Raw genomic sequence first — 21,392 nt, 5'->3', positions numbered from 1 at the left:
TTCATGACAAAAAGTTGCCACTGTTTCACCATCACGGGCAAAAAAGTCACAGAGACAATAAAAAATAAAAAAGTTCCATTGCGTCGAAAAAGAAATCAGAATTGCCCCGACTGTTGCCGAGAGCCTCGACTCAAGCGCTCTGGCACCGCGATACACCGGCTATTTGCGAGGTAAGCAATGAGCACTGCACACATGACGCGTCCGCCACAAACCCTCTATGTCACCATCCGCCGCGATGAGTTACGCCAGTTGAAAGACGAGCGCGACCAGTTGCAACAGGAAGTCATGCGTCTGCGCTCGCACCTGCAAGCCCAGTTCACACAGCCGTCAAACGGGCAAGTCGCGATCTGCTGAACCCCGCTTTGTAGGCAATATCACCCAGACAGAACTCACAAAGTTTTCACACCTCCTTCCCGATAATCCCGCGCAATAAAGCCGCACCCCGTACGGGGGGCCGCTGTCGCGCGCCTTCAGTGCGCGACAAATGGAAAAATTATCAGGTGGAGCGCTGGATGGCGATGTTCGAACGCAGCACTAAGTCTGCGAAAGGTTTTGATTGGGCCGGCCTTGGCTGGATGTTCCTGTTTTTTTGGTACTTCTCGGGCATTACCCAACTGCTGATCCAACTGACCGGCACCTCCGGTTTCAGCGGTTTCCGCCAAGCCTTCTTCATGAGCGCGCTGTGGCTGGCGCCCATGTTGCTGTTCCCCAAGCGGACCCGCCTGCTGGCGGCGCTGATTGGTGTGGTGCTGTGGGCCTGCTCCATGGCCAGCCTCGGTTATTTCTTCATTTACCAGCAGGAATTCTCCCAAAGCGTCATCTTCATCATGTTCGAGTCGAACATCTCTGAAGCCGGTGAGTACGCCACCCAATACTTTGCCTGGTGGATTGTGCTGGCTTTTATCGCCCACACTGCCGTTGCTGTCTTCCTTTGGACTCGTGTGCGTGCGGTCTACCTGCCACGAGGCAAGGCGATGCTGGCTGCCAGCATCATTGTGATCGCCGTTATCGGCTACCCGCTGGTCAGGCAGATCGCCAAGAGCGAAACCATGGAATTGGCCATGGACCGCTTCGAGACCCGCATCGAGCCGGCAGTGCCATGGCAGATGATCGTCGCCTACCGCCGCTACACCGAACAGTTGGACAACATGCAAGGCATGCTGGACAACGTCAGCAAGATCGCGCCCCTGACCAATCTCAAGGACAGCATGGCCGGCCAGCCGTCGACCCTGGTGCTGGTGATCGGCGAGTCCACCAACCGCCAGCGCATGAGCCTGTATGGCTACCCGCGTAGTACCACGCCGGAACTGGACAAGCTGCGTAATCAGCTGGATGTGTTTGACAACGTCATCACTCCGCGCCCGTACACCATCGAAGCGCTGCAACAGGTGCTGACTTTCGCCGACGAAGACAACCCGGACCTGTACCTCAAGACCCCGTCCATCGTCAGCGTCATGAAGCAGGCTGGCTACAAGACCTTCTGGATCACCAACCAGCAGACCATGACCAAGCGCAACACCATGCTCACGACGTTCTCCGAACAGGCCGACGAGCAGGTGTACCTGAATAACAACCGTAACCAGAACGCCCGCCAGTACGACGGCGACGTATTGGAGCCGTTCTCCAAGGCTATGGCCGACACCGCCGAGCGCAAGTTCATCGTCGTGCATCTGCTGGGCACGCACATGAGCTACCAGTACCGCTACCCGCCGACTTTCGACAAGTTCACGGATCGCCAGGGCGTCCCTGCCGACATCAGCGATGACCAGTTGCCGACCTACAACAGCTACGACAACGCGGTGTTGTACAACGATTTTGTGGTGTCTAGCCTGATCAAGGATTACGCCAAGACAGATCCCAATGGCTTCCTGCTGTACCTCTCCGATCACGGCGAAGACGTGTTCGACTCTGCGGGTCACAGCACCCTGGGCCGCAACGAAGGTAAGCCGACGGCGCCGATGTACACCATTCCGTTCATGGCATGGGCCTCGCCCAAGTGGCGCAACAACCATGACTGGAACGTCGAAGGCGACCTGCAGCGTCCCTACAGCAGTTCGCAGTTGATCCACACCTGGGCAGACATGGCCGGCTTGAGTTTCGATGAGTTGGACCGCAGCAGGAGCCTGGTCAGCGACAGCTTCAAGCCGCGGCCCTTGATGATTGGCAATCCGTATGAGCGCCAGCAGAAAGCCTTGATCGATTTCAGCCTGATGAAACCCAAGATCGACCCGGCCAAGGTGGTCTTGAAGTAGCACCGACGCACCCGGGGTTCACACGCGCAATGCAGTGAAACCCGGCGCGACGAAACACAAAGATAACAATTATTCTCGTTTGACCCTAAAGATCCCCTGCCCCTTTCGTCTTTGAGCCAATGGCATTTTTTTCATAGACGACAAGGAGTTCGCCGCGATGTTCGCGCCTATTACCCGTTCCATGACCTTGACCCTGGGACTTTTCAGCGTGGTGCTGAGCCCGGATTTGCTGGCTGAAAACGACCCGGAACAGGCATCGGAAACGCCCGCTCAAGCCCTGGAATTGGGCGCCACCGCCGTCACCGCCCAGGACCTGGGTGCCAACACCGAAAATACCGGGTCGTACACCACCGGCTCCATGAGCACCGCCACCAAGCTAAATCTGTCGATCAAGGAAACCCCCCAGTCGATTTCGGTGATCACCCGCCAACAAATGGATGACTTCCACCTCAACACCTTGACCGAGGCCATGCGCCAGACCACCGGCGTAGTGGTCCAGCACATCGACTCTGACCGAGTCAGCTATTCGGCTCGCGGCTACGACATCAATAACTTCCAGATTGACGGCATGCTCAACACCTTCGGGCGCATGAAGTCGGACGCCGACACCATCATCTACGACCGCATCGAAGTGGTACGCGGCGCCACAGGATTAACCACCGGCGCGGGCGATCCTTCAGCCACTATCAATATGATACGCAAGCGTCCTACCACTCAATGGCAGGCCAAGACCGGGGTCAGCGGTGGCAGCCATGACGACTACTACAGCTACCTGGATGTGGGCGGCCCGCTGGCGTTCGACGGGCGACTGCGCGCACGCACCGTGCTCGCCTACCGCGACAGCAAATCGTTTCGCGATAACTACGCGCTGCAACGGGAGGTGGGCTACGGAATTCTCGAAGCCGACCTGACAGACGATACCGTTCTGGCCGTAGGTTTTGACTATCAGAACAAGCATGTGCAAGGCACCTCGTGGGGCACCTTGCCGTATTGGAACAGCAATGGCGGCAAGGCCAAGATGCCCCGCTCCGCCAACCTGGCGGCGCACTGGAGTTCGTGGCCGGTCAAGGACAAGACCACCTTTGCCACCCTGGACCAGCGACTGGCCGGTGACTGGCACCTCAAGGCGGCCTATACCCACCGCGAAAGTGACACCGACGGCAAGGTTTACTACGGTGGCTCGGGCTTCCCCAACGATGATCGCAGTGGCATGAAGGCCTGGACTAACCAGATGCTTGGCACCTCCAAAATGGACGTGGTCGATGTCAACCTGGCAGGCTCCTACTCACTACTGGGCCGCGAGCATGAACTGATGATCGGTTACGGTGAATCCGAGCAACGCGACTCTTCGCCCTACATGCGTGATGGCATGATGCCGGAGGGCTACACCGACATTAACGACTGGAAACATATGGGGGGCATCCCCAAGTTCGCCGGCACCGACACCGACCTCAAGGGTTCGCAAGGGAGTACCCGCCAAAAGGCTGGTTATCTGGCCACACGGCTGAGTTTGACCGACCGCTTGCACGCTGTGCTGGGCAGCCGATATGGCAGCTGGGAAATTGAACGCAAGTCCTACAGCTACGACGACAATTTACGCCTGGACAAAGTCTCCAAAAGCAGCCAAACCCACAACGACATGCTGACCCCCTACGCCGGGTTCCTTTACGACCTGACCCCGGAGTACACCGTCTACGCCAGCTACACCGACATCTTCAAGCCCCAGAGCGAGCGTGATGCCAGCAAAAAATACCTGGAACCGGTGGTTGGCAGCAACTATGAAGTGGGCCTCAAGGGCAGTCTGCTGGAGGAGCGCTTGAACCTGGCGGCCGCCTATTTCTGGAGCAAACAGGACAACGTTGCGGAGCTGGATGACTCAGTAGCGCCAGACCCGAAAACAGGGGAAGAGTTCTACAAGTCCGGCGGCAAGGGCAACAAGGTCAACGGCTTCGAAGTAGAAGTCTCGGGCGAAGTGCTCCCGGACTGGAACCTGACCGCTGGCTACACCTATACCCACTCGTTGAATGGCGACAAACAGCGTAATCGAACCAGTGAGCCGATGAACCTGCTGCGGGTGTCCACTGCCTATCGCCTGCCCGGCGAATGGCGCGCACTCACCGTTGGCGGCGCAGTGAACTGGCAGAGCGACTTTTACGACTTTGCCAATCGGCCTATCGGTGGAGGCGTCAGAGATACCGAAGGCTATCTGGTCACCGAAAGTACCAAGATCACCCAGCAGGCCTACACCGTGGTCAACCTGATGTCCCGTTACCAGTTCGACGAGCACGTATCAGCATCGGTTAACGTCAACAATCTATTTGATAAAAAGTATTACGAGCGCGTTGGTTTTTATAATGGCGTGTATTGGGGCGACCCGCGCTCCATCACGCTGGCCCTGGACTGGAAGCTTTAATCGCACTTGAGCCCCCTCTATCCGAAGTTAACAAAATCGTTAACTTCGGATTCGCTGACGTTAACTTCCACTTAATACAAGTGCTGCAGAGTACGCCCATGAATCTGATCAAGGACGGAGCGGATACCGATTACTCTTAATGGGAACACACACGATGAAACTTTCGACATTGATGCTTGCCGGCCTGATGGGCCTGACCTCCGTCGCTGCCCTTGCAGAAGGCGGCGGCGAGCGCTCGAAGGAGTTCTACAACAACTTTAGCTTCATCCAGGAACAAACCCACGGTACGACAGAGCAGACCGCCTCCACCGATGCAAAGAGCAAAAAAACCGGTGCGGCCGAGCAGTCTACCGATGCGCAACAACCCAATAGCTGATTTAACCGTACTACCCTGCGCCATTGTGCTCCGATGGTGAAGGTCAACTTGGCGCCCGAAATCGGGCGCTTTTTTTATGTCTGGAAATTACCACTGGTCGATATGACTAACTTTAACGTCTTTCTGACAGTTAACAACTAGACCAAACGACTCAAGTGTTAACGCCAAGTTAATCCTGGCTATAGCGCACTCATTAAAGCGCCTTGCTCCAGAACAACATTCGACCGTGGACCGGATCAAAGATATTGTCGTCGAACCCAAACTTGCGATACGCCCCCTGAGCCACTGCATTACCTTCAAGCACCTCCAGGGTGATCTTGCAGCAGCCGCGCTGACGGGCGATTTCCTCGACCTTTTGCAGCATTTTCTGACTCAGGCCCAGACCGCGAAATTTATCCATGACCGCCACGTCATGGACGTTGACCAACGGCCGGCAGGCAAAGGTCGAGAACCCTTCGAAACAGTTCACCAATCCGGCTGGCTCGCCGCCGACAAAGGCCAGGACACTGAAAGCGTGAGGGCGCTTGGCCAACTCGGCCGGCAGTTGCAGCAGTCGATCGGCAGGCAAGCCCTGGCCACCGCCCATGGGGTCTTGCGCGTAGTGGTTGAGCACCAGGCCAATGGCCTCGGCATGCACGGGATTGCTATAGCTTGCTTGCAGCACCAGTATTTCTGCGGCGTCCATTTCCTTCCTCGATAACAGCTTGATGGGGATGACCTCCCCTGGGAAGCCTGATTGTAAACATGGCGCAGGCATTAGATGAAGGAGATTAACGACATCTTCGCGCAGGAGTCTTCTTTCACGGCTGGCCGAAGCGCTGTAGCTGCATCTCTTGCAAACGACTCAAGGTGCGGCGGAACGCAAACTCCAGATACCCTTCGGTGTAGAGCGCTTCCAGCGGCACCTTGGCTTCGATATACAGAGCCACCTTACGGTCATAGCACTCATCCACCAACGCGATAAAGCGACGAACGCTGTCGTCATGCACCGATAACTCGGGCAGTTGGCGATCTCCAGCATCCACACGCAGGGCGCCGTCTTCGGTGCCGCGAGCGATTCGTCCAGGGCGTTTTTGCGCACTCAGGTTAGGTACTTCACCGAGCAAAATGGCCTTGAATCGATCACACAGCAGCATGAAATCCATGGCCGCCAATGGCTGTTCGCACAGGTCGGCGTAACGGCACCACAACACGGTGTCGCTGAACTGCACCACGGCGATCGAACGGTAGCCAACAATAACTGGCTCGTCGCTGGACTGCTGCCCATTGCTCATGCCTTGAAACAGCTCAACCAGCGCCTGCGGCTGGTCAACCCAGTAACGCTGTACTGCCGCGCCGGGGTGCAGCCGATGGTCTTCGCTACCGTCTACCGCCACCACTTGCATATGCCGCTTGATCGCGTCAATTCCCGGCAGGAAGCGATCACGATTGAAACCGTCGGCATAGAGTTGGTCTGGCGGTTGATTGGAGGTGCAGACCATCACCACCCCTTCCTCGAACATCACCTGAAACAGCCGGCCAAGGATGATGGCATCGCCGATGTCATTGACGAACAGCTCATCGAAGCACAACACCCGCACATCTCGGCTCAACTCCCTGGCCAAAGCCTGCAAAGGGTCATGGGTGCCGGTCAACTGGAACGAGCGCTGATGCACCCACCCCATGAAATGATGGAAATGCTGGCGCCGCGCCGGCACCCGCAGGCTCTGGTAAAACTGATCCATCAGCCAGGTCTTGCCACGACCGACCGGCCCCCACAGATAAACACCGGTGATGGGCGTGCGGCCTTGATGCAAGGCTTCGTGACAGTGTTGCAGGGCTTGCACAGCCTGCCATTGGGCCTTGTCGGGGACAAAGTCGTTTTCATGGAGGGCATGTTGATAAGCAGCGAGTGGCGAGTCGAAAGTCATAAGAGGCAGTATGCCATGGCGGCGCCATGCCTCGAAGACCGCACTACAGGGAAATATCCAGCCGCGAGATCTTGCCCTGCTCATTGAGCCGAAACATGTAGCGCAATTGCAATGGGCTACCGGGAAAGCTGCCGGTGATCAGGTTGCTCACCAGCACCTTACCGGTGCGCTGCTGAACATCGAGCACTTCGACCCTGGGCTGGTAACGACGGCCGGTATCTTCCATCCAACGGGCAATGGCGGCGGTGCCAACCTGGTGTCCCCCCTCATCGAATACATTGGCATCGTCGGCGAAAAAATGAGGCACAGCTGATGTATCACCGGCATTGGCGGCAGCAATGTAAGCGGCAATCGCCGGGGCCAGTTCAGGGGTAGGCGTGGACATGGTGACAACTCCTTGTTGGTGATTTATGGCCTCATCCTAAAGCAGGCACGTGTCAGTTCTTGTCAGGAGTGAAAGGCGCAGATTCATTCTGTTCCATCAGTTTGCGCCACGCCCGCAACCAGTCGCTGCGACGTCCGGGATAACGTTCCCCCTGCTCGCTGGCGGCGGCGATTCGGTCGGTGCGAAAGGTGCGATAAGCACCACGCAACTCACACCAGGCCACGATCACCCGCGCTTCATTGAGAAATCCCAGGGCCAGGGGCCAGATCAAGCGTTGACTGGGCGCCTGCTTGGCATCTGCGTAATCGATGTACAGCTTGCCCTGGCTACGAATGGCGTTGCGCAACACATTCAATGGCACGCGATTTTCCGGGTAACCATAGCCCGATGGACCCGCCAGCAACGTGGGATTGCGCATGGCTTCCTGGGCAATGGGATCGAGGACAGCTTCGATTTTCGCCAGTGCATTCGCAGCCGCCTGGCTCAGCACCTCATCGCCGCGCTGATCGACATAACGCAAGCCCAACACGATGGCTTCGGTCTCGTCGGCGTTAAGCATCAAGGGCGGCAGGAACAACCCGCTGCGCAGCACATACCCGACGCCGGCCTCACCGAAGATCGGCGCACCCAGCGCGGTCAATTCAGCAATATCGCGGTAAAGCGTACGCTCGGACACCTCCAACTCCATGGCCAGCACGGCGGCGGTCACCGGGCGTTTTTTGCCCCGCAGGAGTTGTAGCAAGGTCAATAGACGGCTGGTCCGCGACACACTCATCACGCTCGAAGAAAGGGAGACGGCGCAGCTTAGCAAAGAGTCCTGCCAGGAAGTGTCAGTAGCGGGCAGTGGCCCAAGGTGATGGGCTGGGCCGGCCCACTCACCAAAATGGGTCGACCCAGGGGACGAGGGTTACGCCAGGCTTTTGCTGACCACCTCAAACACATCGCTGGACAGTTCGCCGCAAGAACGAATCCGCTCCAGCTCAGCCTTCATCAGCGCCTGACGAGCGCTGTCGTATTTGCGCCAGCGAGTGAGCGGCGCCAATTGCCGGGAGGCGATTTGCGGGTTGAAGGCGTTCAACTGGATCACCATGTCGGCCAGGAAGCGATAGCCTGAGCCGTCGGCCGCATGGAAGTTGATCAGGTTCTGCCCCGCGAACGCGCCCACCAAGGCCCGCACCTTGTTCGGGTTCTTGATATTGAACAATGGGTGCTGCATCAACGCCTTGACACGTTCCAAACCGCCCGGCAAGCCGCTGCCAGCCTGGACACTGAACCACTGGTCCATGACCAGCGGGTTACTCTTGAAGTCTTCGGCGAATACCGCCAAGGCCTTGGCCTTTTCTTCTTCGAAGGTTGAGTTGACCAGCACCGCCAGTGCCGTCAGGCGTTCGGTCATGTTGTCGCACGCCTCGAACTGTTCAAGGGTCGCCGCCAGCACTTCGGACTTACCGCTGAGCATCAGGTACGACAGTGCGATGTTCTGCAGGGCGCGTCGGGCAAAATGCTCGGCAGCGGCCACGTACGGCGTTTGCTTGGACAGGTCGCGGTTGGCCTGGTAGCGCAGCCACAGGCCTTCGAACAAGTTATCGGCCAATTGCTTGCGAGCAAATTCGCGTGCAGCGTGGATGGCGTCGACATCCGCCACTTCACTGATTTCCGCCAGGTAGGCTTCGCTTGGCAACGACAGCATTTCCGCCACCATCGCCTGATCCAGGCTTTCGTCACTCAATACGCTGCGCAGTGCGGTAATCAGACGCTGATCAAGCACCAGTGTCTTGCCTTGCTGATGTTGACCGATCAGCTCCTGCAACACCTGCACCGACAGTTGCTGGCCGGCGTCCCAGCGATTAAAGCCGTCGCTGTCGTGCTGCATGAGGAACATCAACTGGTCGCGGCTGTAGGGAAAGCTCAGCTTCACCGGTGCCGAGAAACCCCGCAGCAACGAAGGCAATGGCTGTTCGGCGATGCCGACGAAGGTGAAGGTTTGTTCGGCTTGCGTCACAGACAACACGCGGGACGTACTGCCAGCCGCCGCGTCACCCGCCAGGCGCAAGGCGATATCGGCACCCTTCCCGTCCAGCAAGCCCAGTTCAACCGGAATCACAAATGGCAGCTTCTCCACCTTGTCCGGGGTTTCTGGGCAGCTTTGACGGAAGGTAAGACTGTAGGTTTTCGCTGCTGCATCGTAGGTCTCACTGACCGCCAACCGTGGCGTGCCAGCCTGGCTGTACCAGCGTTTGAACTGGGTCAGGTCGGCGCCATTGGCTTCTTCCATGGCCTTGATGAAGTCGTCGCAGGTCACGGCCTGGCCGTCGTGACGATCAAAGTACAGGTCGCTGCCTTTGCGAAAGCCTTCGGCACCGAGCAAGGTGTGGATCATGCCGACCACTTCCGAGCCCTTTTCGTACACAGTCAGGGTGTAGAAGTTGGAAATCTCGATAAAGCTGTCCGGGCGTACGGCATGGGCCATCGGGCCGGCATCTTCGGCAAACTGATGGGTGCGCAGGTAGGCCACATCCTGGATACGCTTGACGGTGGCCGAGTTCATGTCGGCGGAGAAGCCCGAATCACGGAATACGGTGAAGCCTTCCTTGAGTGAGAGCTGGAACCAGTCGCGACAGGTCACGCGGTTGCCCGACCAGTTGTGGAAGTATTCGTGGGCGACGATTGCCTCGACCCGCTGGTGTGCGGCGTCGGTGGCGGTTTCGGCCCGAGCCAGCACGGCGCTGGAGTTGAAGATATTGAGGCCCTTGTTCTCCATGGCGCCCATATTGAAGTCGTTGACCGCAACGATCATGAAGATGTCCAGGTCGTACTCGCGGCCATAGACTTCTTCGTCCCAGCGCATCGACTTTTTCAGGCTGTTCATGGCGTGCTGGCACTTGTCGATGTTTTCCGGCTCGACATAGATGCGCAGGGCTACCGAGCGTTCGCTCATGGTGGTGAAGGTGTCTTCCACGCACCACAGGTCACCGGCCACCAGCGCAAACAGGTAAGCCGGTTTCATGAACGGATCTTCCCAGGTCGCCCAGTGACGGCCGTCTTCGCCGGGGCCTGTGGCAATCGGGTTGCCATTGGAGAGCAATACCGGGTAGCTGTGCTGCTCGGCGATCACCGTGGTGGTGAACTTGCTCATCACGTCCGGGCGGTCGAGGTAATAGGTGATCTTGCGAAAACCTTCAGCTTCGCACTGGGTGCAGAACATGCCGCTGGACTTGTACAGGCCTTCCAGAGCGGTGTTGGTCTCGGGGTGGATCTTGACGCTGGTGTCGAGGGTAAACGTATCGCTGGCCGGGTGCAGGGTCAGGTGGCTGTCGGTCAACTGGTAGTCAGCAGCCGTCAGTTCCTGGTCAGCCAAGGTCACCGACAGCAGCTCAAGTTGCTGGCCGTCCAGCACCAGCGGCGGCAGGCCCGCGCCACGTTCAGGATTGCGGCGCATCACCAGCTGCGCGTGGACCAGGCTGTGGTCCTCGAACAACTCGAAGGTCAGGTGTGTCTCGTCGATCAGGTACTCAGGCGCCTGATAGTCCTTCAGGTAGATCATCTTCGGTTGTTCGGTGCGCATGCGTCGAATCCTTCTACTGATGCACGGCGAGCTGGTAAGCCGTGTATTTACGAATATTGATAACGCCGGTATCGAAGATCAGGTACTGGCCCTTGATCCCCATCAGCGTGCCCTCGGCAATCGGGTTCTTGTCCAGGTTGAAGCTGACAATCTTGGTGGGATACTGCTCCACCGGGTAGCGGATTTCGATAGGCTCGATGTCAGCCACAGGTTGGATGGCTTGTAGGCCAAAGCGTTCCTGCAAGCTCAACAATCCTTCGGCACAGGAAGCAAACAGCTCGTCACGCACCTGTTTGAGGTCCACTGCAGGGGCATCGCCCTTGAGCAGTGCTCGCCAATTGGTCTTGTCTGCCACCTGGCTGCGCAACACGTCTTCGACGAAACCGGATTGCTGACGGGTGGCCACGCGCATGATTGGCAGTGCCTGGCTGGCACCCTGGTCCAGCCAGCGCGTCGGCAGCTGGGTGGCACGGGTGATACCGACCTTGACCCCCGACGAGTTGGCCAGGTACACCACGTGGTCGGTCATGCAGAATTTTTCACCCCAGGCCGGATCGCGGCAGGTGCCTGCGTCAAAGTGGCAGCGCTCGGGGCTCATGATGCACAGGTCGCACTGGGCCAGCTTGGTCATGCACGGGTAGCAGTAACCCTGGCTGAAACTGGTCTTGGTCTTGCGTCCGCAATGGCTGCAATGGATCGCGCCCAAGTATTCCAGGCGCACGGTAGTCCCGATCAACGGATTGACCGGCACCTCGGCATCGCCCAGGCGAAAGGCATATTGAACGGTCGGCGAGCCCAACTGCGCCGACATCTTGCTGACTGCACCACGGCCAATCTCAATCAATGGATGGCATCCGACTTGAACAGGATGTTTTCCACGGTGGTCGACTTCGACTGGCATTCTTGCGGGCCCATGTAGCCAGTGCGCTGGTCTTCCGGCAGGTTTTGCAGCTCCCAGGCGATGACCGCTTGCAGGGACAGTTCACGCTGTTCAGCGGTGAGCTTGCGGCCATCGGACCACTTGCCGATTTCCACGGCGAGCTTGAGGCTCTCGTAGATGTCCGGGGTGATGTTTTCGATCATTTCAGCAAAAGAGGACATAAGACTCTTCCTTAACTAATTAGGAGATATTCAAAGGGCTTGTTTGCGGCGGCTGTACAGCCCGCCCAACAAGCCGGTCAGGCAACCGACTACCAACCCGCCAACGTGGGCGGCGTTGGCGATTTCGCCGAAACCGATCATCGAGACCAGGCCCGACAAGCAAAGCAGCAACCACACCAGCATCATCACCAGCACCCCACGGGGCAGGCGATACGCCGGGTTTGGCGAAAGCATTTGATAGATCCAGCAATGCCCCAGCAGGCCATACAGCACGCCGGACAACCCGCCAAACAGGCCGGGACCGCCGAAATAGTACTGAGCGTAGTTGGAGACCAGGCTGAACAACAGGGTCAGGCCCAGCAGATTGATACTGCCCTGGTGCGACTCGATGCGCCGCCCCAGCTCCCAGTACCACATGCCGTTCATGGCCAGGTGGAGGATGCCAAAGTGGATCAGCATCGGCGTCACCAACCGCCACCACTGCCCCGCCGCCAGGCTGTCGGCCAGGGGTGTGAAATACAGATACTCGCCGGCTACATGGAAGTCCAGGAAGGTCAGCCAGCTCATGGCTTGCAGGTTATCGCCAAGCATGGTCACCGCGCCGACGATCAGGCTGAGCAACAAAATTGCTGCGGTCAGCGGGCTATGGCGCAGTTGCTGGAGAAAACCAGGGCGCTTGGCGACTGGCTCTTCTGGAATATCCAGTTGCTGCTGCGGATCACCAGCGGGAAAACGCTGATACAGGGTCCGCACATCCTCGCTGATGGCATCAGGCACCCACAGCACCTGCTCCCCCGCTTCCTCACTGACGCGATGGGGCACTTGCATGCGCTGCAACAGTTTGACGAAACCACCCAAGTCCACGGTCAAGGGCAAGCGCAATACTGCAACGGTACTCATGAAATCACCTCAGGGCGCTCGACATCGACCCAGACAAACTTGTGCGGGTCCAGGCGACTTTCCTGATCCAGCCGATAAGCGACCAATTTTCCGTAGAGCACGGCGCTGTAATCCAGGCAGGCCAGGTTGGGACGGATTGGCGCCGGCTTGCCACTGCGCCAGTAATGGCCGACGAACAGCAATGGCTCGTCGACGCCATAGCGCAGCAGGGAACTCTTTTCAGTGGAAGACAGCGGCGTAGCGGCCACCGGTTCCGGCAGTGCATCGGGCTGGAACACGATATCGCCGTAGGTCTTCGGGTCGTCTTCCCAGAACTTGGTGCGGAAAAACGACCGTGTCAGGCCATCGCCACCGGTCAGCGTCAAGCCGTCCGGCAGGCGCATGTCAGTGCCCCGCAACAGACGGTCGAAGGCATTGCTGGCGAAACTGCCCGGCACAGCAGCGGCTTGCAGGAAATGCTGGTCAATGCAGCCGTCAGGGAAGTGCGCACGCAGGGGTGCGATAAAACCGTCGTCCCAGCAGGCGTGTACCACGCGAAAGCGCCCGGCATCGACAAACAGCGGCATGTCGTAGAACCAGCCGAGGAAGTCATGCCAGTCTGCCGGGTGCTGTTCGAACTGCTCCAAGGTCTCGTGGATCAGCCTGGCGTGGCGTGGCGTGCGCTCGCGCACAAACTGTTTGCTGCTGCCCGGCGGCGCTGGCGTACTCCAGCCCAGGGCGTTGAACTCATGGTTGCCCATGATGCACAGCGCCTGGCCGGCCTCGGTCATGTCGTGGACGATATGCAGCGCTTCACGGATGCGCGGGCCACGGTCGATAATATCGCCGAGGAACACGGCCATGCGCGACGGGTGGCGCCAGGTGCCGCCCTGTTTGTGGTAACCCAACAGGTCGAGCAAGTGCTCAAGGGTATGAGCGCAACCGTGCACGTCACCAATCAGGTCGTAGCTACGCGCGGGATCGAGCATCAGTCGCCTCCACCCCCCAAGCGGCTGCCCCAGCCCAGCTTGGTCCGGCAGACTTCGTAATAGTTGTGGTCCAGTGGGTGGATCAGCCGCAGTTTCTGCGCCTTCTTGCTGATGGTGATGGTGTCACCGGGGGCGCAGGTAAAATGGTTCTGCCCATCACAGGAGACTTGCGGGTATATCTGCATGTCTTTGGACACCACGATTTTCAGCTCACTGTTGCCATCGACCACGATGGGCCTGCTGGACAACATATGGGGGTACATCGGCACGATCACAATGGCGTCGAGCTTGGGATGCATGATCGGGCCACCCGCCGACAGCGCGTAGGCCGTGGAACCCGTGGGCGTGGCGACGATCAGGCCATCGGCCTTCTGGCTGCAGACAAACTGGCCGTCGATGTACAGTTCGAACTCGATCATCCGCGTCGACTTGCCGGGGTGCAGCACCACATCGTTGAGAGCATCGCCCTGGCCGATGGCTTCGCCGTGGCGGCGCACTTCGGCCTGCAGCAGGAAGCGGTTTTCCACCAGGTAATGGCCGTCGAGCACCTTGGCCACTTCGACTTCCAGCTCATCGGGGCGAATGTCGGTGAGAAACCCCAGGCTGCCACGGTTGATCCCCAGCACCGGCACGTTATGCCGGGCCAGCGCACGCGCAGCGCCCAGCAGGCTGCCGTCGCCGCCGACCACGATGACCATGTCGCAGACTTCGCCGAGCATCTTGCGCGAAGAGGTTTGCAGGCCATGGCCCGGCAGAATCTCGGCGATGGTGTCTTCGAGAATCACATGCAGGTGGCGCTCAAGCAGAAACTTCTTCAGCCGGCGGACGGTGTCCAGCACCTGTGTACTGCCCAGGCGACCGATAATGCCGATATTGCGAAATTGCTCCATGGGGCTCCTGCAGGGTTGGGGTCTGGCAAAAAAGAACGATTATGGGCGAAAGGCGGCGTTAGACAAAATCCTTTGTCGCCGCGAGGGCCAGACGACAACGGTTCTCAGCCACGTATGCCCGCGTAAAAGGCTATGCTCGGACCATGACTCTGTTCGCTGATTTACAGAACCTGCCCCGCCAGTTGTGCCACCCCGAGGTACGCGATCTGGCGTGGGTGATGCTCGCCCCACCGATGCTGGCGCAAACACCCTGGCCGCAACGCCATCCGCTGGCAGGCAGCGATTGGGTGCAGGCGCCGCACCAGTTGGAACAATGGCTGCGCCAGTTGGACCAGGACAGCAGCACCTTGCAGCACTGGTTGAACCAGGCCCGAACACGGCGCCTGGGCTTGTATTACGAGCGGTTGTGGCAATTCGCCGTGCAGCACGCGCCGGGAGTGGAACTGCTGGCCGCCAACCTGCCGATCCGCCAGGCCGGGCATACCCTCGGTGAGTTGGACATGTTGCTGCGCGACCGCGATGGCGTGCATCACTTGGAACTGGCTATCAAGCTGTATCTGGGACCTGCAGAGGGTGACGGCCGCGATACAGCGCAATGGCTGGGGCCTGGCTGTCACGATCGGCTGGACCGCAAGCTGGCTCACCTGGCGCAGCATCAATTGCCAATTTCTGCCCGCCCGGAAAGCCGTGAAGCCCTGGCAGCGCTGGGTATCCAGCACTTTGATGCACACTTGTGGCTGGGCGGGTACTTGCTGTATCCGTGGCCTGGTATTGCCCAGGCTCCGACTGGTGCGCATCCGCAGCACTTGAATGGGCGTTGGTTGCATCAGAGGGACTGGCCAAGGTTTGCCAAACAAAGCCCGCCTGGACGCTGGCAGCCTTTGCCCCGCCATGCCTGGCTCGCGCCCGCGCATTACCCGGCTGATCAGGTGTGGAATGAAGAGCAGATGCAAGGCTGGCTGGCGCAGCTGGACCCAATAGCGCCGGCGCAACTGCTGGTACGACTGGCTGAAAATAGCGTCGGCGATTGGGAGGAAGCCGAGCGGTTATTTCTGGTGGCAGACCTTTGGCCGAATGTGCCGGGTGCTGGTTGAATGAGATCTGGAATTGGCCCCGCAGTTGTCGAGCCCCAGCGAGGCTCGACAGCTACAAGGAACAATGAGTCCGCCGTTAAAGGCTATCGATATGCCGATAATCCACATTCAACCCCAGAGCCAGCTCTTTGGCGCGGCCCAGCCTGATCGGCCCCCGCTCGATATCCACCAGCAATCCCGGACAGTCGAGCTGCGCTAATCCCATCACATCCTTAAGTCGCCCATCAGTGATTACCAGCAATCGCTGCTGCTCCGCCGGATAGCGTTTGCGCCGGGCAACCAACCAGTCTCCGGCCTCGCCAAGTGCCGCCAGCAATGGCGTGCCGCCGCCAGCGCCGAGCTCGTCGAGCCACCGGCTCAGCCCTTTCGCCGCCTTCAACCCCTGCACCTGCCATTTGGGCAACTGACCGCTCACCGTCAGCAACGCCATCCGGGCGCGCTGGCGATAAGCATCATCAAATACCTGCGCCAGCAAGCCCTTGGCGTCGCTCAGCGCTTGATGCCGCCGAGTAGATGCCGACGCATCGACAATCACCAGCCACAACTCATGGGGTGAGCGGTTGCGCAGGCGGTACAGCAAATCCTCGCGGCGTTGCGGTCGCCCGCCAAGCAAGGTACCCGGCCAGTTGATCGAGCCCTGGTTGGCGGTTCGCGCCTGCCCTTGCCTGCCCTTGTCCAATCGACCCGCCTTGGGTCGGGCATCCGCCCCCGCGTCAGGTCGAGGGCGAATGCCTAGGGCTTTTTTGGCCAGGTCGGAACATCCCGCCGAGCCCCGACCGACAATGCGGGCGCAGGCATATCGCCCCACAGCCCTTGGCCCTGGGCAGGCGATGAGTCGGCGGGCTTCGATGATTGACCTGTAGTAGGCGGGCTCGCCGGCGGGGAGTGTTCCTGACGGCGGTGACGCAGGGCGAACTCAGCCACGGCCTCGATATCTTCCACGCTGATAGCGCCAGCCCCACGCCACGCGGCATGGGCTCGAGCGCCACGCAGCCAGACCAAGTCGGCACGCAAACCGTCGACCCCAGCGGCAAAGCAACGCTCAGTGATCTCGGCCAACGCCCGGTCATCCAGGGGAATACTTTCCAGCACTGCCCGCGCCTGGGTGCAACGCTCACGCAGCGCCGCCTGTTGATCGGCCCACTGTGCGCAGAACCCTTGGGGATCGCTGTCAAAATCCAGGCGGCGGCGGATGATCTGCCCACGTTCGACAGGCAGGGTTTGCCCACTCAGGGCCACGTTGAGCCCGAAGCGATCGAGCAACTGCGGGCGCAACTCGCCTTCTTCCGGGTTCATGGTGCCGATCAGCACGAAGCGCGCCGAATGCCGATGGGAAATGCCGTCACGTTCGATCAGGTTGGTGCCGCTGGCGGCCACGTCCAGCAGCAGATCCACCAGATGATCGGGCAACAGGTTGACTTCATCGACGTAAAGCACGCCGCCGTCGGCCTTGGCCAGCACGCCAGGGGAAAACTGTGCCCGGCCTTCGCCCAGCGCCGCGTCGAGGTCGAGGGTGCCTATCAGCCGTTCTTCGGTGGCGCCCAAGGGCAGCGTGACGAACTGACCGCTGGCCAACAGGTCCGCCAGGCCACGGGCCAAGGTGGACTTGGCCATGCCGCGCGGGCCCTCGATCAGTACGCCGCCGATTTTCGGGTCGATGGCGGTCAGGCACAGGGCCAGCTTGAGGTCATCGGCGCCGACAACGGCGGACAGCGGGAAATGAGGGGTATCAGTCATCGCGAGTTCTCGGTGAGTGCTGTGACTCAGTTGTCTTCTTCTATATCCAACAACAAATTTTCCAACGCCTCGCGGTACGCCCCAGGCTCCTGCCACATACCCCGCTGCTGGGCTTCCAGCATGCGTTCGGTCATGTCGCGCAAGGCGTCGGGATTATGTTGCTGCACGAAAGCACGGGTGTCAGGGTCGAGCAAATAGGCGTCGGCCAACAGCGCGTACTGGTGATCGTCGATCAGCGCGGTGGTGGCGTCAAAGGCAAACAGGTTATCGACCGTTGCCGCCATCTCGAACGCGCCTTTATAGCCATGGCGCTTGACCCCTTCGATCCACTTGGGATTCGCTGCACGGGCGCGGATCACCCGGTTCAGCTCTTCCTTCAAGGTGCGGATTTTCGGCAGGTCCGGCTGGCTGTGGTCGCCATGATAACTGGCGGCCTTGTCGCCACTCAGGGTTTCCACGGCGGCGAGCATGCCACCCTGAAACTGGTAGTAATCGTTGGAATCAAGCAGGTCGTGCTCGCGATTGTCCTGGTTCTGCAACACCGCCTGGACCTGGCTCAGACGCTGGGCGAACTGTTCGCGGGCGGCGGTACCTTCATCGGAGCCGCCATAAGCGTAACCGCCCCAATTGAGGTACACCTCGGCCAGGTCTTCGCGGCTCTGCCACAGACGACCGTCGATTGCGCCCTGCACGCCAGCGCCGTAAGCACCCGGTTTGGCCCCGAAGATCCGCCAGCCGGCTTGCTTGGCAGCGGCTTCTTCATCCAGACCGGACAAGCGCAAGGCCTCTCGCTCGCTGCGCACCTTGGCAGCCAGCGGGTTCATATCATCGGGCTCATCCAACGCGGCGACCGCTTGCACCGCAGCATCAAACAACCGGATCAGGTTGGCGAAGGCATCGCGAAAGAACCCCGAGACCCGCAGCGTGACATCAACGCGCGGACGATCCAGCAGGCTCAACGGCAAGATTTCAAAGTCATCCACCCGCTGACTGCCGGTGGCCCACACAGGGCGCACGCCCATCAGCGCCATGGCCTGGGCGATGTCATCGCCGCCGGTACGCATGGTAGCAGTGCCCCACACCGACAGGCCGAGCTGACGCAGGTGGTCTCCATGGTCTTGCAGGTGCCGCTCAAGAATCAGGCTGGCTGACTGGAAACCAATGCGCCAGGCGGTGGTGGTCGGCAGGTTGCGCACATCCACCGAGAAAAAATTACGCCCGGTGGGCAGCACGTCCAACCGACCACGGCTGGGCGCGCCGCTGGGACCGGCGGGGACGAAGCGCCCGCTCAGGGCATCCAGCAAGCCGCGCATCTCCGCCGGGCCGCAGGCATCCAGGCGCGGAGCGACGACGATGCGCAGGCTTTCGATCACCGCCTTGACGTCGTGCCAGCCGGGCTCTTCAAGTTGCTCGACCGGCCCTTCAAGCGCCTGTTCAATCAAGCGCGCGGCATACAGTTCCAAGCGCTCACGGGTGTCGCCAGCGGTGCGCCACAACTGTGGATCGATCGTGTGTAATACCTCGGGGCGAGGCCCGGCCCATGGCTCGGCCAGGGCGCAATCCAGCGGATCGAAGCCCAGTTCGAAAGCCTTGGCCAACACCCGCAGCAAACTCGATTGCGAACCACGGCCATCGCCACGGGGAATGCGTAGCAAAGCCAGCAACGTGTCGATGCGCAAGCGGCCAACGGGTGATTCACCGAAGATATGCAAGCCGTCGCGAATCTGCGACTCCTTCAGATCGCACAGGTAAGTATCCAGGCGCGGCAGCCAGATCGCCGCATCGGCGTCGCTGTCGAGGTTTTCGTCCAGCGCCAACTCTTGGTCGATGCGAGTTTCCCGCACCAGCTTGAGGATGTCCTTTTGCAGCTCTCTGGCTCGACGCGGGTCGAGCAGTTGCGCTTCGTAATACTCGTCGGCCAGCAGTTCCAGGTTACGCAATGGGCCGTATGTTTCGGCGCGGGTCAGCGGCGGCATCAGGTGATCGATGATCACCGCCTGGGTGCGACGCTTGGCCTGGGCACCCTCGCCCGGATCATTGACGATAAACGGATAGATATTCGGCAGCGGGCCAAGCAATGCATCCGGCCAGCAATTTTCCGAAAGCCCGACGCCTTTACCGGGCAACCACTCCAGATTGCCGTGCTTGCCAACGTGAATCACTGCGTGGGCGCCGTAGGTCTGGCGCAACCAGAAGTAGAACGCCAGGTAACCGTGGGGCGGCACCAGGTCCGGGTCGTGATACACCGCGCTGGCGTCGACCTGATAACCCCGGGCCGGCTGGATACCGATAAACGTCAAGCCCAAGCGCAGCCCGGCGATCATCATGCGGCCGTCGCGGAACATCGGGTCGGTGTGCGGCGAACCCCAGCGTGCGAGCACCGCCTGCCGATTGCTTTCAGGCAGGCGGTTGAACATTGCCTCGTAGTCGTCCAGGCCCAGGCTTTGATGGCAGGGGCGCAGGTCGAGGCTGTCGAGGTCGTTGGTGATACCGCCCAGCAAATCCTGGATCAGTTGCGTACCACTTTGCGCTAACACGTCCGGCAGCGGATAACCTTCAATCTGCAACGCCCGCAGGATATTCAGCGCGGCGGCCGGGGTATCGAGGCCTACGCCATTACCGATGCGGCCATCACGGGTTGGATAATTGGCGAGAATCAAGGCGATGCGTTTTTCAGCATTCGGCACCCGCGCCAGGTCGACCCAGCGCCGCGCCAGGTTAGCGACGAAGTCCATGCGCTCAGGTTGCGCCCGGTAGCACACCACATCCGACTGGCTGCGCTCGCTGCGCCAAGCCAGGTCCTTGAAGCTGATGGGGCGGCTGATGATCCGCCCGTCCAGCTCCGGCAACGCAATGTGCATTGCCAGGTCACGGGGGCCAAGGCCTTGCTCGCTGGCCTGCCAGGCGGGTTCGTTGTCCTGGGCGCAAATGGCCTGGATCACCGGGATATTGCGGCGAAACGGTCGCAAGTGCGGCGCTTCGGGGCTGGATTGGGCGAAACCGGTGGTATTGAGAATCACCGAAGCCTGCACCTCATCCAGCAAGTCCTCGACCACCGTCAGGCAGCCGGGCTCTTTCAAACTGGCCACAGCCATGGGCAATGGGTTCAACCCCGCTGCCTGCAGGCGCTGGCAGAACACATCGATAAAGCCGGTATTGGCTGCCTGCAAATGGGAGCGGTAGAACAGCACTGCTGCCACGGGAAGATCGGGCTGCCAGTCGGCCTGCCAATCACTCAGGCACGCGTTGGCTTTATGGGGATGATAGATCGCCGTACGCGGCAGGATTTGCGGCTCGGACCAGCCATAGTCGCGCCCCAGATACCCGTTGGCCAGGCAGCGATAGAAATCCAGCGCATTGCCCAAGCCGCCCTGGCGCAGGAAGTGCCAGAGCCGATCGCGCTCTTGCGCGCTGACGGTACTCAGGCCGCTGAGTTCCGGGTCTGGACGGTCGTCACCCGGCACCAAAATCAGTTGCACACCGCGCTCGGCCAACTGCACCAAACGCTCGATACCGTAACGCCAATAACCGATCCCACCATGCAGTGAAATCAGGATGACCTTGGCGTGGCGCAGCACCTCATCGACATACAGGTCGACCGAGGCGTGGTTCTGCACCTGCATCGGGTTGGCCAGGCGCAGGCTCGGGTAATCCTCGGGCAACTGCTGGGCAGCTTCGGCCAGCAGCGCCAGGCTGGAGTCGCCGCTGCACAGGATCACCAGTTCGGCGGGGGTTTGTCCAAGGTCGGCAATGTTGTCATCCGAGACGAAACCGCCGGGCTGGGTCCTGAGCAGGTGCATG

At 60.0% G+C, this 21,392-nt stretch carries 18 protein-coding genes; 5 read left to right on the top strand and 13 right to left on the bottom strand.

Annotated elements, in window-relative coordinates:
• Positions 1-177: 177 nt before the first annotated feature.
• The 4 genes from ACZRKZ_RS05265 (at position 178) to ACZRKZ_RS05250 (ending at position 5,041) form a co-directional block, all read left to right on the top strand.
• Entirely contained in the window at positions 178-354 is a 177-nt protein-coding gene (locus ACZRKZ_RS05265; protein WP_463980931.1) for a DUF6026 family protein, read from the top strand.
• A 158-nt stretch (positions 355-512) separates the two neighbouring features.
• Entirely contained in the window at positions 513-2,252 is a 1,740-nt protein-coding gene (locus tag ACZRKZ_RS05260) for a phosphoethanolamine transferase CptA (RefSeq protein ID WP_463980930.1), read from the top strand.
• Positions 2,253-2,409: 157 nt separating this feature from the next.
• Entirely contained in the window at positions 2,410-4,665 is a 2,256-nt protein-coding gene (locus tag ACZRKZ_RS05255) for a TonB-dependent siderophore receptor (RefSeq protein ID WP_463980929.1), read from the top strand.
• 154 nt (positions 4,666-4,819) lie between these two features.
• Positions 4,820-5,041, top strand: coding sequence for a hypothetical protein (locus ACZRKZ_RS05250; RefSeq protein ID WP_463970469.1), 222 nt, complete (start codon positions 4,820-4,822; stop codon positions 5,039-5,041).
• A 193-nt stretch (positions 5,042-5,234) separates the two neighbouring features.
• Here ACZRKZ_RS05250 and ACZRKZ_RS05245 read toward each other — a convergent pair whose 3' ends face one another.
• The 10 genes from ACZRKZ_RS05245 to ACZRKZ_RS05200 all read right to left on the bottom strand — a co-directional run bounded on the left by ACZRKZ_RS05245 (position 5,235) and on the right by ACZRKZ_RS05200 (position 14,760).
• Positions 5,235-5,726 carry a GNAT family N-acetyltransferase gene (locus tag ACZRKZ_RS05245; protein ID WP_133103241.1) on the bottom strand — a complete coding sequence of 164 codons (492 nt, stop codon included), beginning with the start codon at positions 5,724-5,726 and terminating at the stop codon, positions 5,235-5,237.
• Positions 5,727-5,841: 115 nt separating this feature from the next.
• Positions 5,842-6,951, bottom strand: coding sequence for a cell division protein ZapE (gene zapE / locus ACZRKZ_RS05240; RefSeq protein ID WP_463980928.1), 1,110 nt, complete (start codon positions 6,949-6,951; stop codon positions 5,842-5,844).
• Between the two features lie 43 nt (positions 6,952-6,994).
• Positions 6,995-7,336 carry a nuclear transport factor 2 family protein gene (locus tag ACZRKZ_RS05235; protein WP_463970471.1) on the bottom strand — a complete coding sequence of 114 codons (342 nt, stop codon included), beginning with the start codon at positions 7,334-7,336 and terminating at the stop codon, positions 6,995-6,997.
• A gap of 52 nt (positions 7,337-7,388) precedes the next feature.
• Positions 7,389-8,105: a helix-turn-helix transcriptional regulator gene (locus ACZRKZ_RS05230; protein WP_463970518.1), complete on the bottom strand. Its 717-nt coding sequence runs from the start codon at positions 8,103-8,105 to the stop codon at positions 7,389-7,391.
• Between the two features lie 138 nt (positions 8,106-8,243).
• Positions 8,244-10,901, bottom strand: coding sequence for an aminopeptidase N (gene pepN / locus ACZRKZ_RS05225; RefSeq protein WP_463980927.1), 2,658 nt, complete (start codon positions 10,899-10,901; stop codon positions 8,244-8,246).
• Positions 10,902-10,914: 13 nt separating this feature from the next.
• Positions 10,915-11,745, bottom strand: coding sequence for a DUF2797 domain-containing protein (locus ACZRKZ_RS05220; RefSeq protein ID WP_463970473.1), 831 nt, complete (start codon positions 11,743-11,745; stop codon positions 10,915-10,917).
• Positions 11,742-12,002, bottom strand: coding sequence for a YeaC family protein (locus tag ACZRKZ_RS05215; protein ID WP_133103236.1), 261 nt, complete (start codon positions 12,000-12,002; stop codon positions 11,742-11,744). Before ACZRKZ_RS05215 ends, ACZRKZ_RS05220 begins: the two co-directional genes overlap by 4 nt.
• Before the next feature lie 30 nt (positions 12,003-12,032).
• Positions 12,033-12,902, bottom strand: a complete 870-nt coding sequence (locus ACZRKZ_RS05210; RefSeq protein WP_463980926.1) for a rhomboid family intramembrane serine protease — start codon at positions 12,900-12,902, stop codon at positions 12,033-12,035.
• Positions 12,899-13,873: a metallophosphoesterase gene (locus tag ACZRKZ_RS05205; protein WP_178114542.1), complete on the bottom strand. Its 975-nt coding sequence runs from the start codon at positions 13,871-13,873 to the stop codon at positions 12,899-12,901. Before ACZRKZ_RS05205 ends, ACZRKZ_RS05210 begins: the two co-directional genes overlap by 4 nt.
• Complete coding sequence (locus tag ACZRKZ_RS05200) at positions 13,870-14,760, bottom strand: NAD(+) kinase (RefSeq protein ID WP_463970476.1); 891 nt, start codon at positions 14,758-14,760, stop codon at positions 13,870-13,872. Before ACZRKZ_RS05200 ends, ACZRKZ_RS05205 begins: the two co-directional genes overlap by 4 nt.
• 143 nt (positions 14,761-14,903) lie before the next feature.
• Between ACZRKZ_RS05200 and ACZRKZ_RS05195 the strand changes: the two genes are divergently transcribed.
• Complete coding sequence (locus ACZRKZ_RS05195; protein WP_463980925.1) at positions 14,904-15,854, top strand: DUF1853 family protein; 951 nt, start codon at positions 14,904-14,906, stop codon at positions 15,852-15,854.
• 76 nt (positions 15,855-15,930) lie between these two features.
• Here ACZRKZ_RS05195 and ACZRKZ_RS05190 read toward each other — a convergent pair whose 3' ends face one another.
• The 3 genes from ACZRKZ_RS05190 to cobN are packed head-to-tail and all read right to left on the bottom strand — an operon-like array spanning position 15,931 to position 21,391.
• On the bottom strand, positions 15,931-16,533 hold the full coding sequence (locus ACZRKZ_RS05190; protein ID WP_463970478.1) for a vWA domain-containing protein: 603 nt from the start codon (positions 16,531-16,533) through the stop codon (positions 15,931-15,933).
• Positions 16,534-16,586: 53 nt separating this feature from the next.
• Complete coding sequence (locus tag ACZRKZ_RS05185) at positions 16,587-17,591, bottom strand: ATP-binding protein (protein ID WP_463980924.1); 1,005 nt, start codon at positions 17,589-17,591, stop codon at positions 16,587-16,589.
• Between the two features lie 26 nt (positions 17,592-17,617).
• On the bottom strand, positions 17,618-21,391 hold the full coding sequence (cobN, locus tag ACZRKZ_RS05180) for a cobaltochelatase subunit CobN (RefSeq protein ID WP_463980923.1): 3,774 nt from the start codon (positions 21,389-21,391) through the stop codon (positions 17,618-17,620).
• Position 21,392: the final 1 nt, after the last annotated feature.

It is taken from the genome of Pseudomonas sp. c313 (assembly GCF_055407145.1).
Note: the sequence above shows the minus strand (reverse complement) of the source record. Positions and strands in the feature narration are given on the sequence as shown.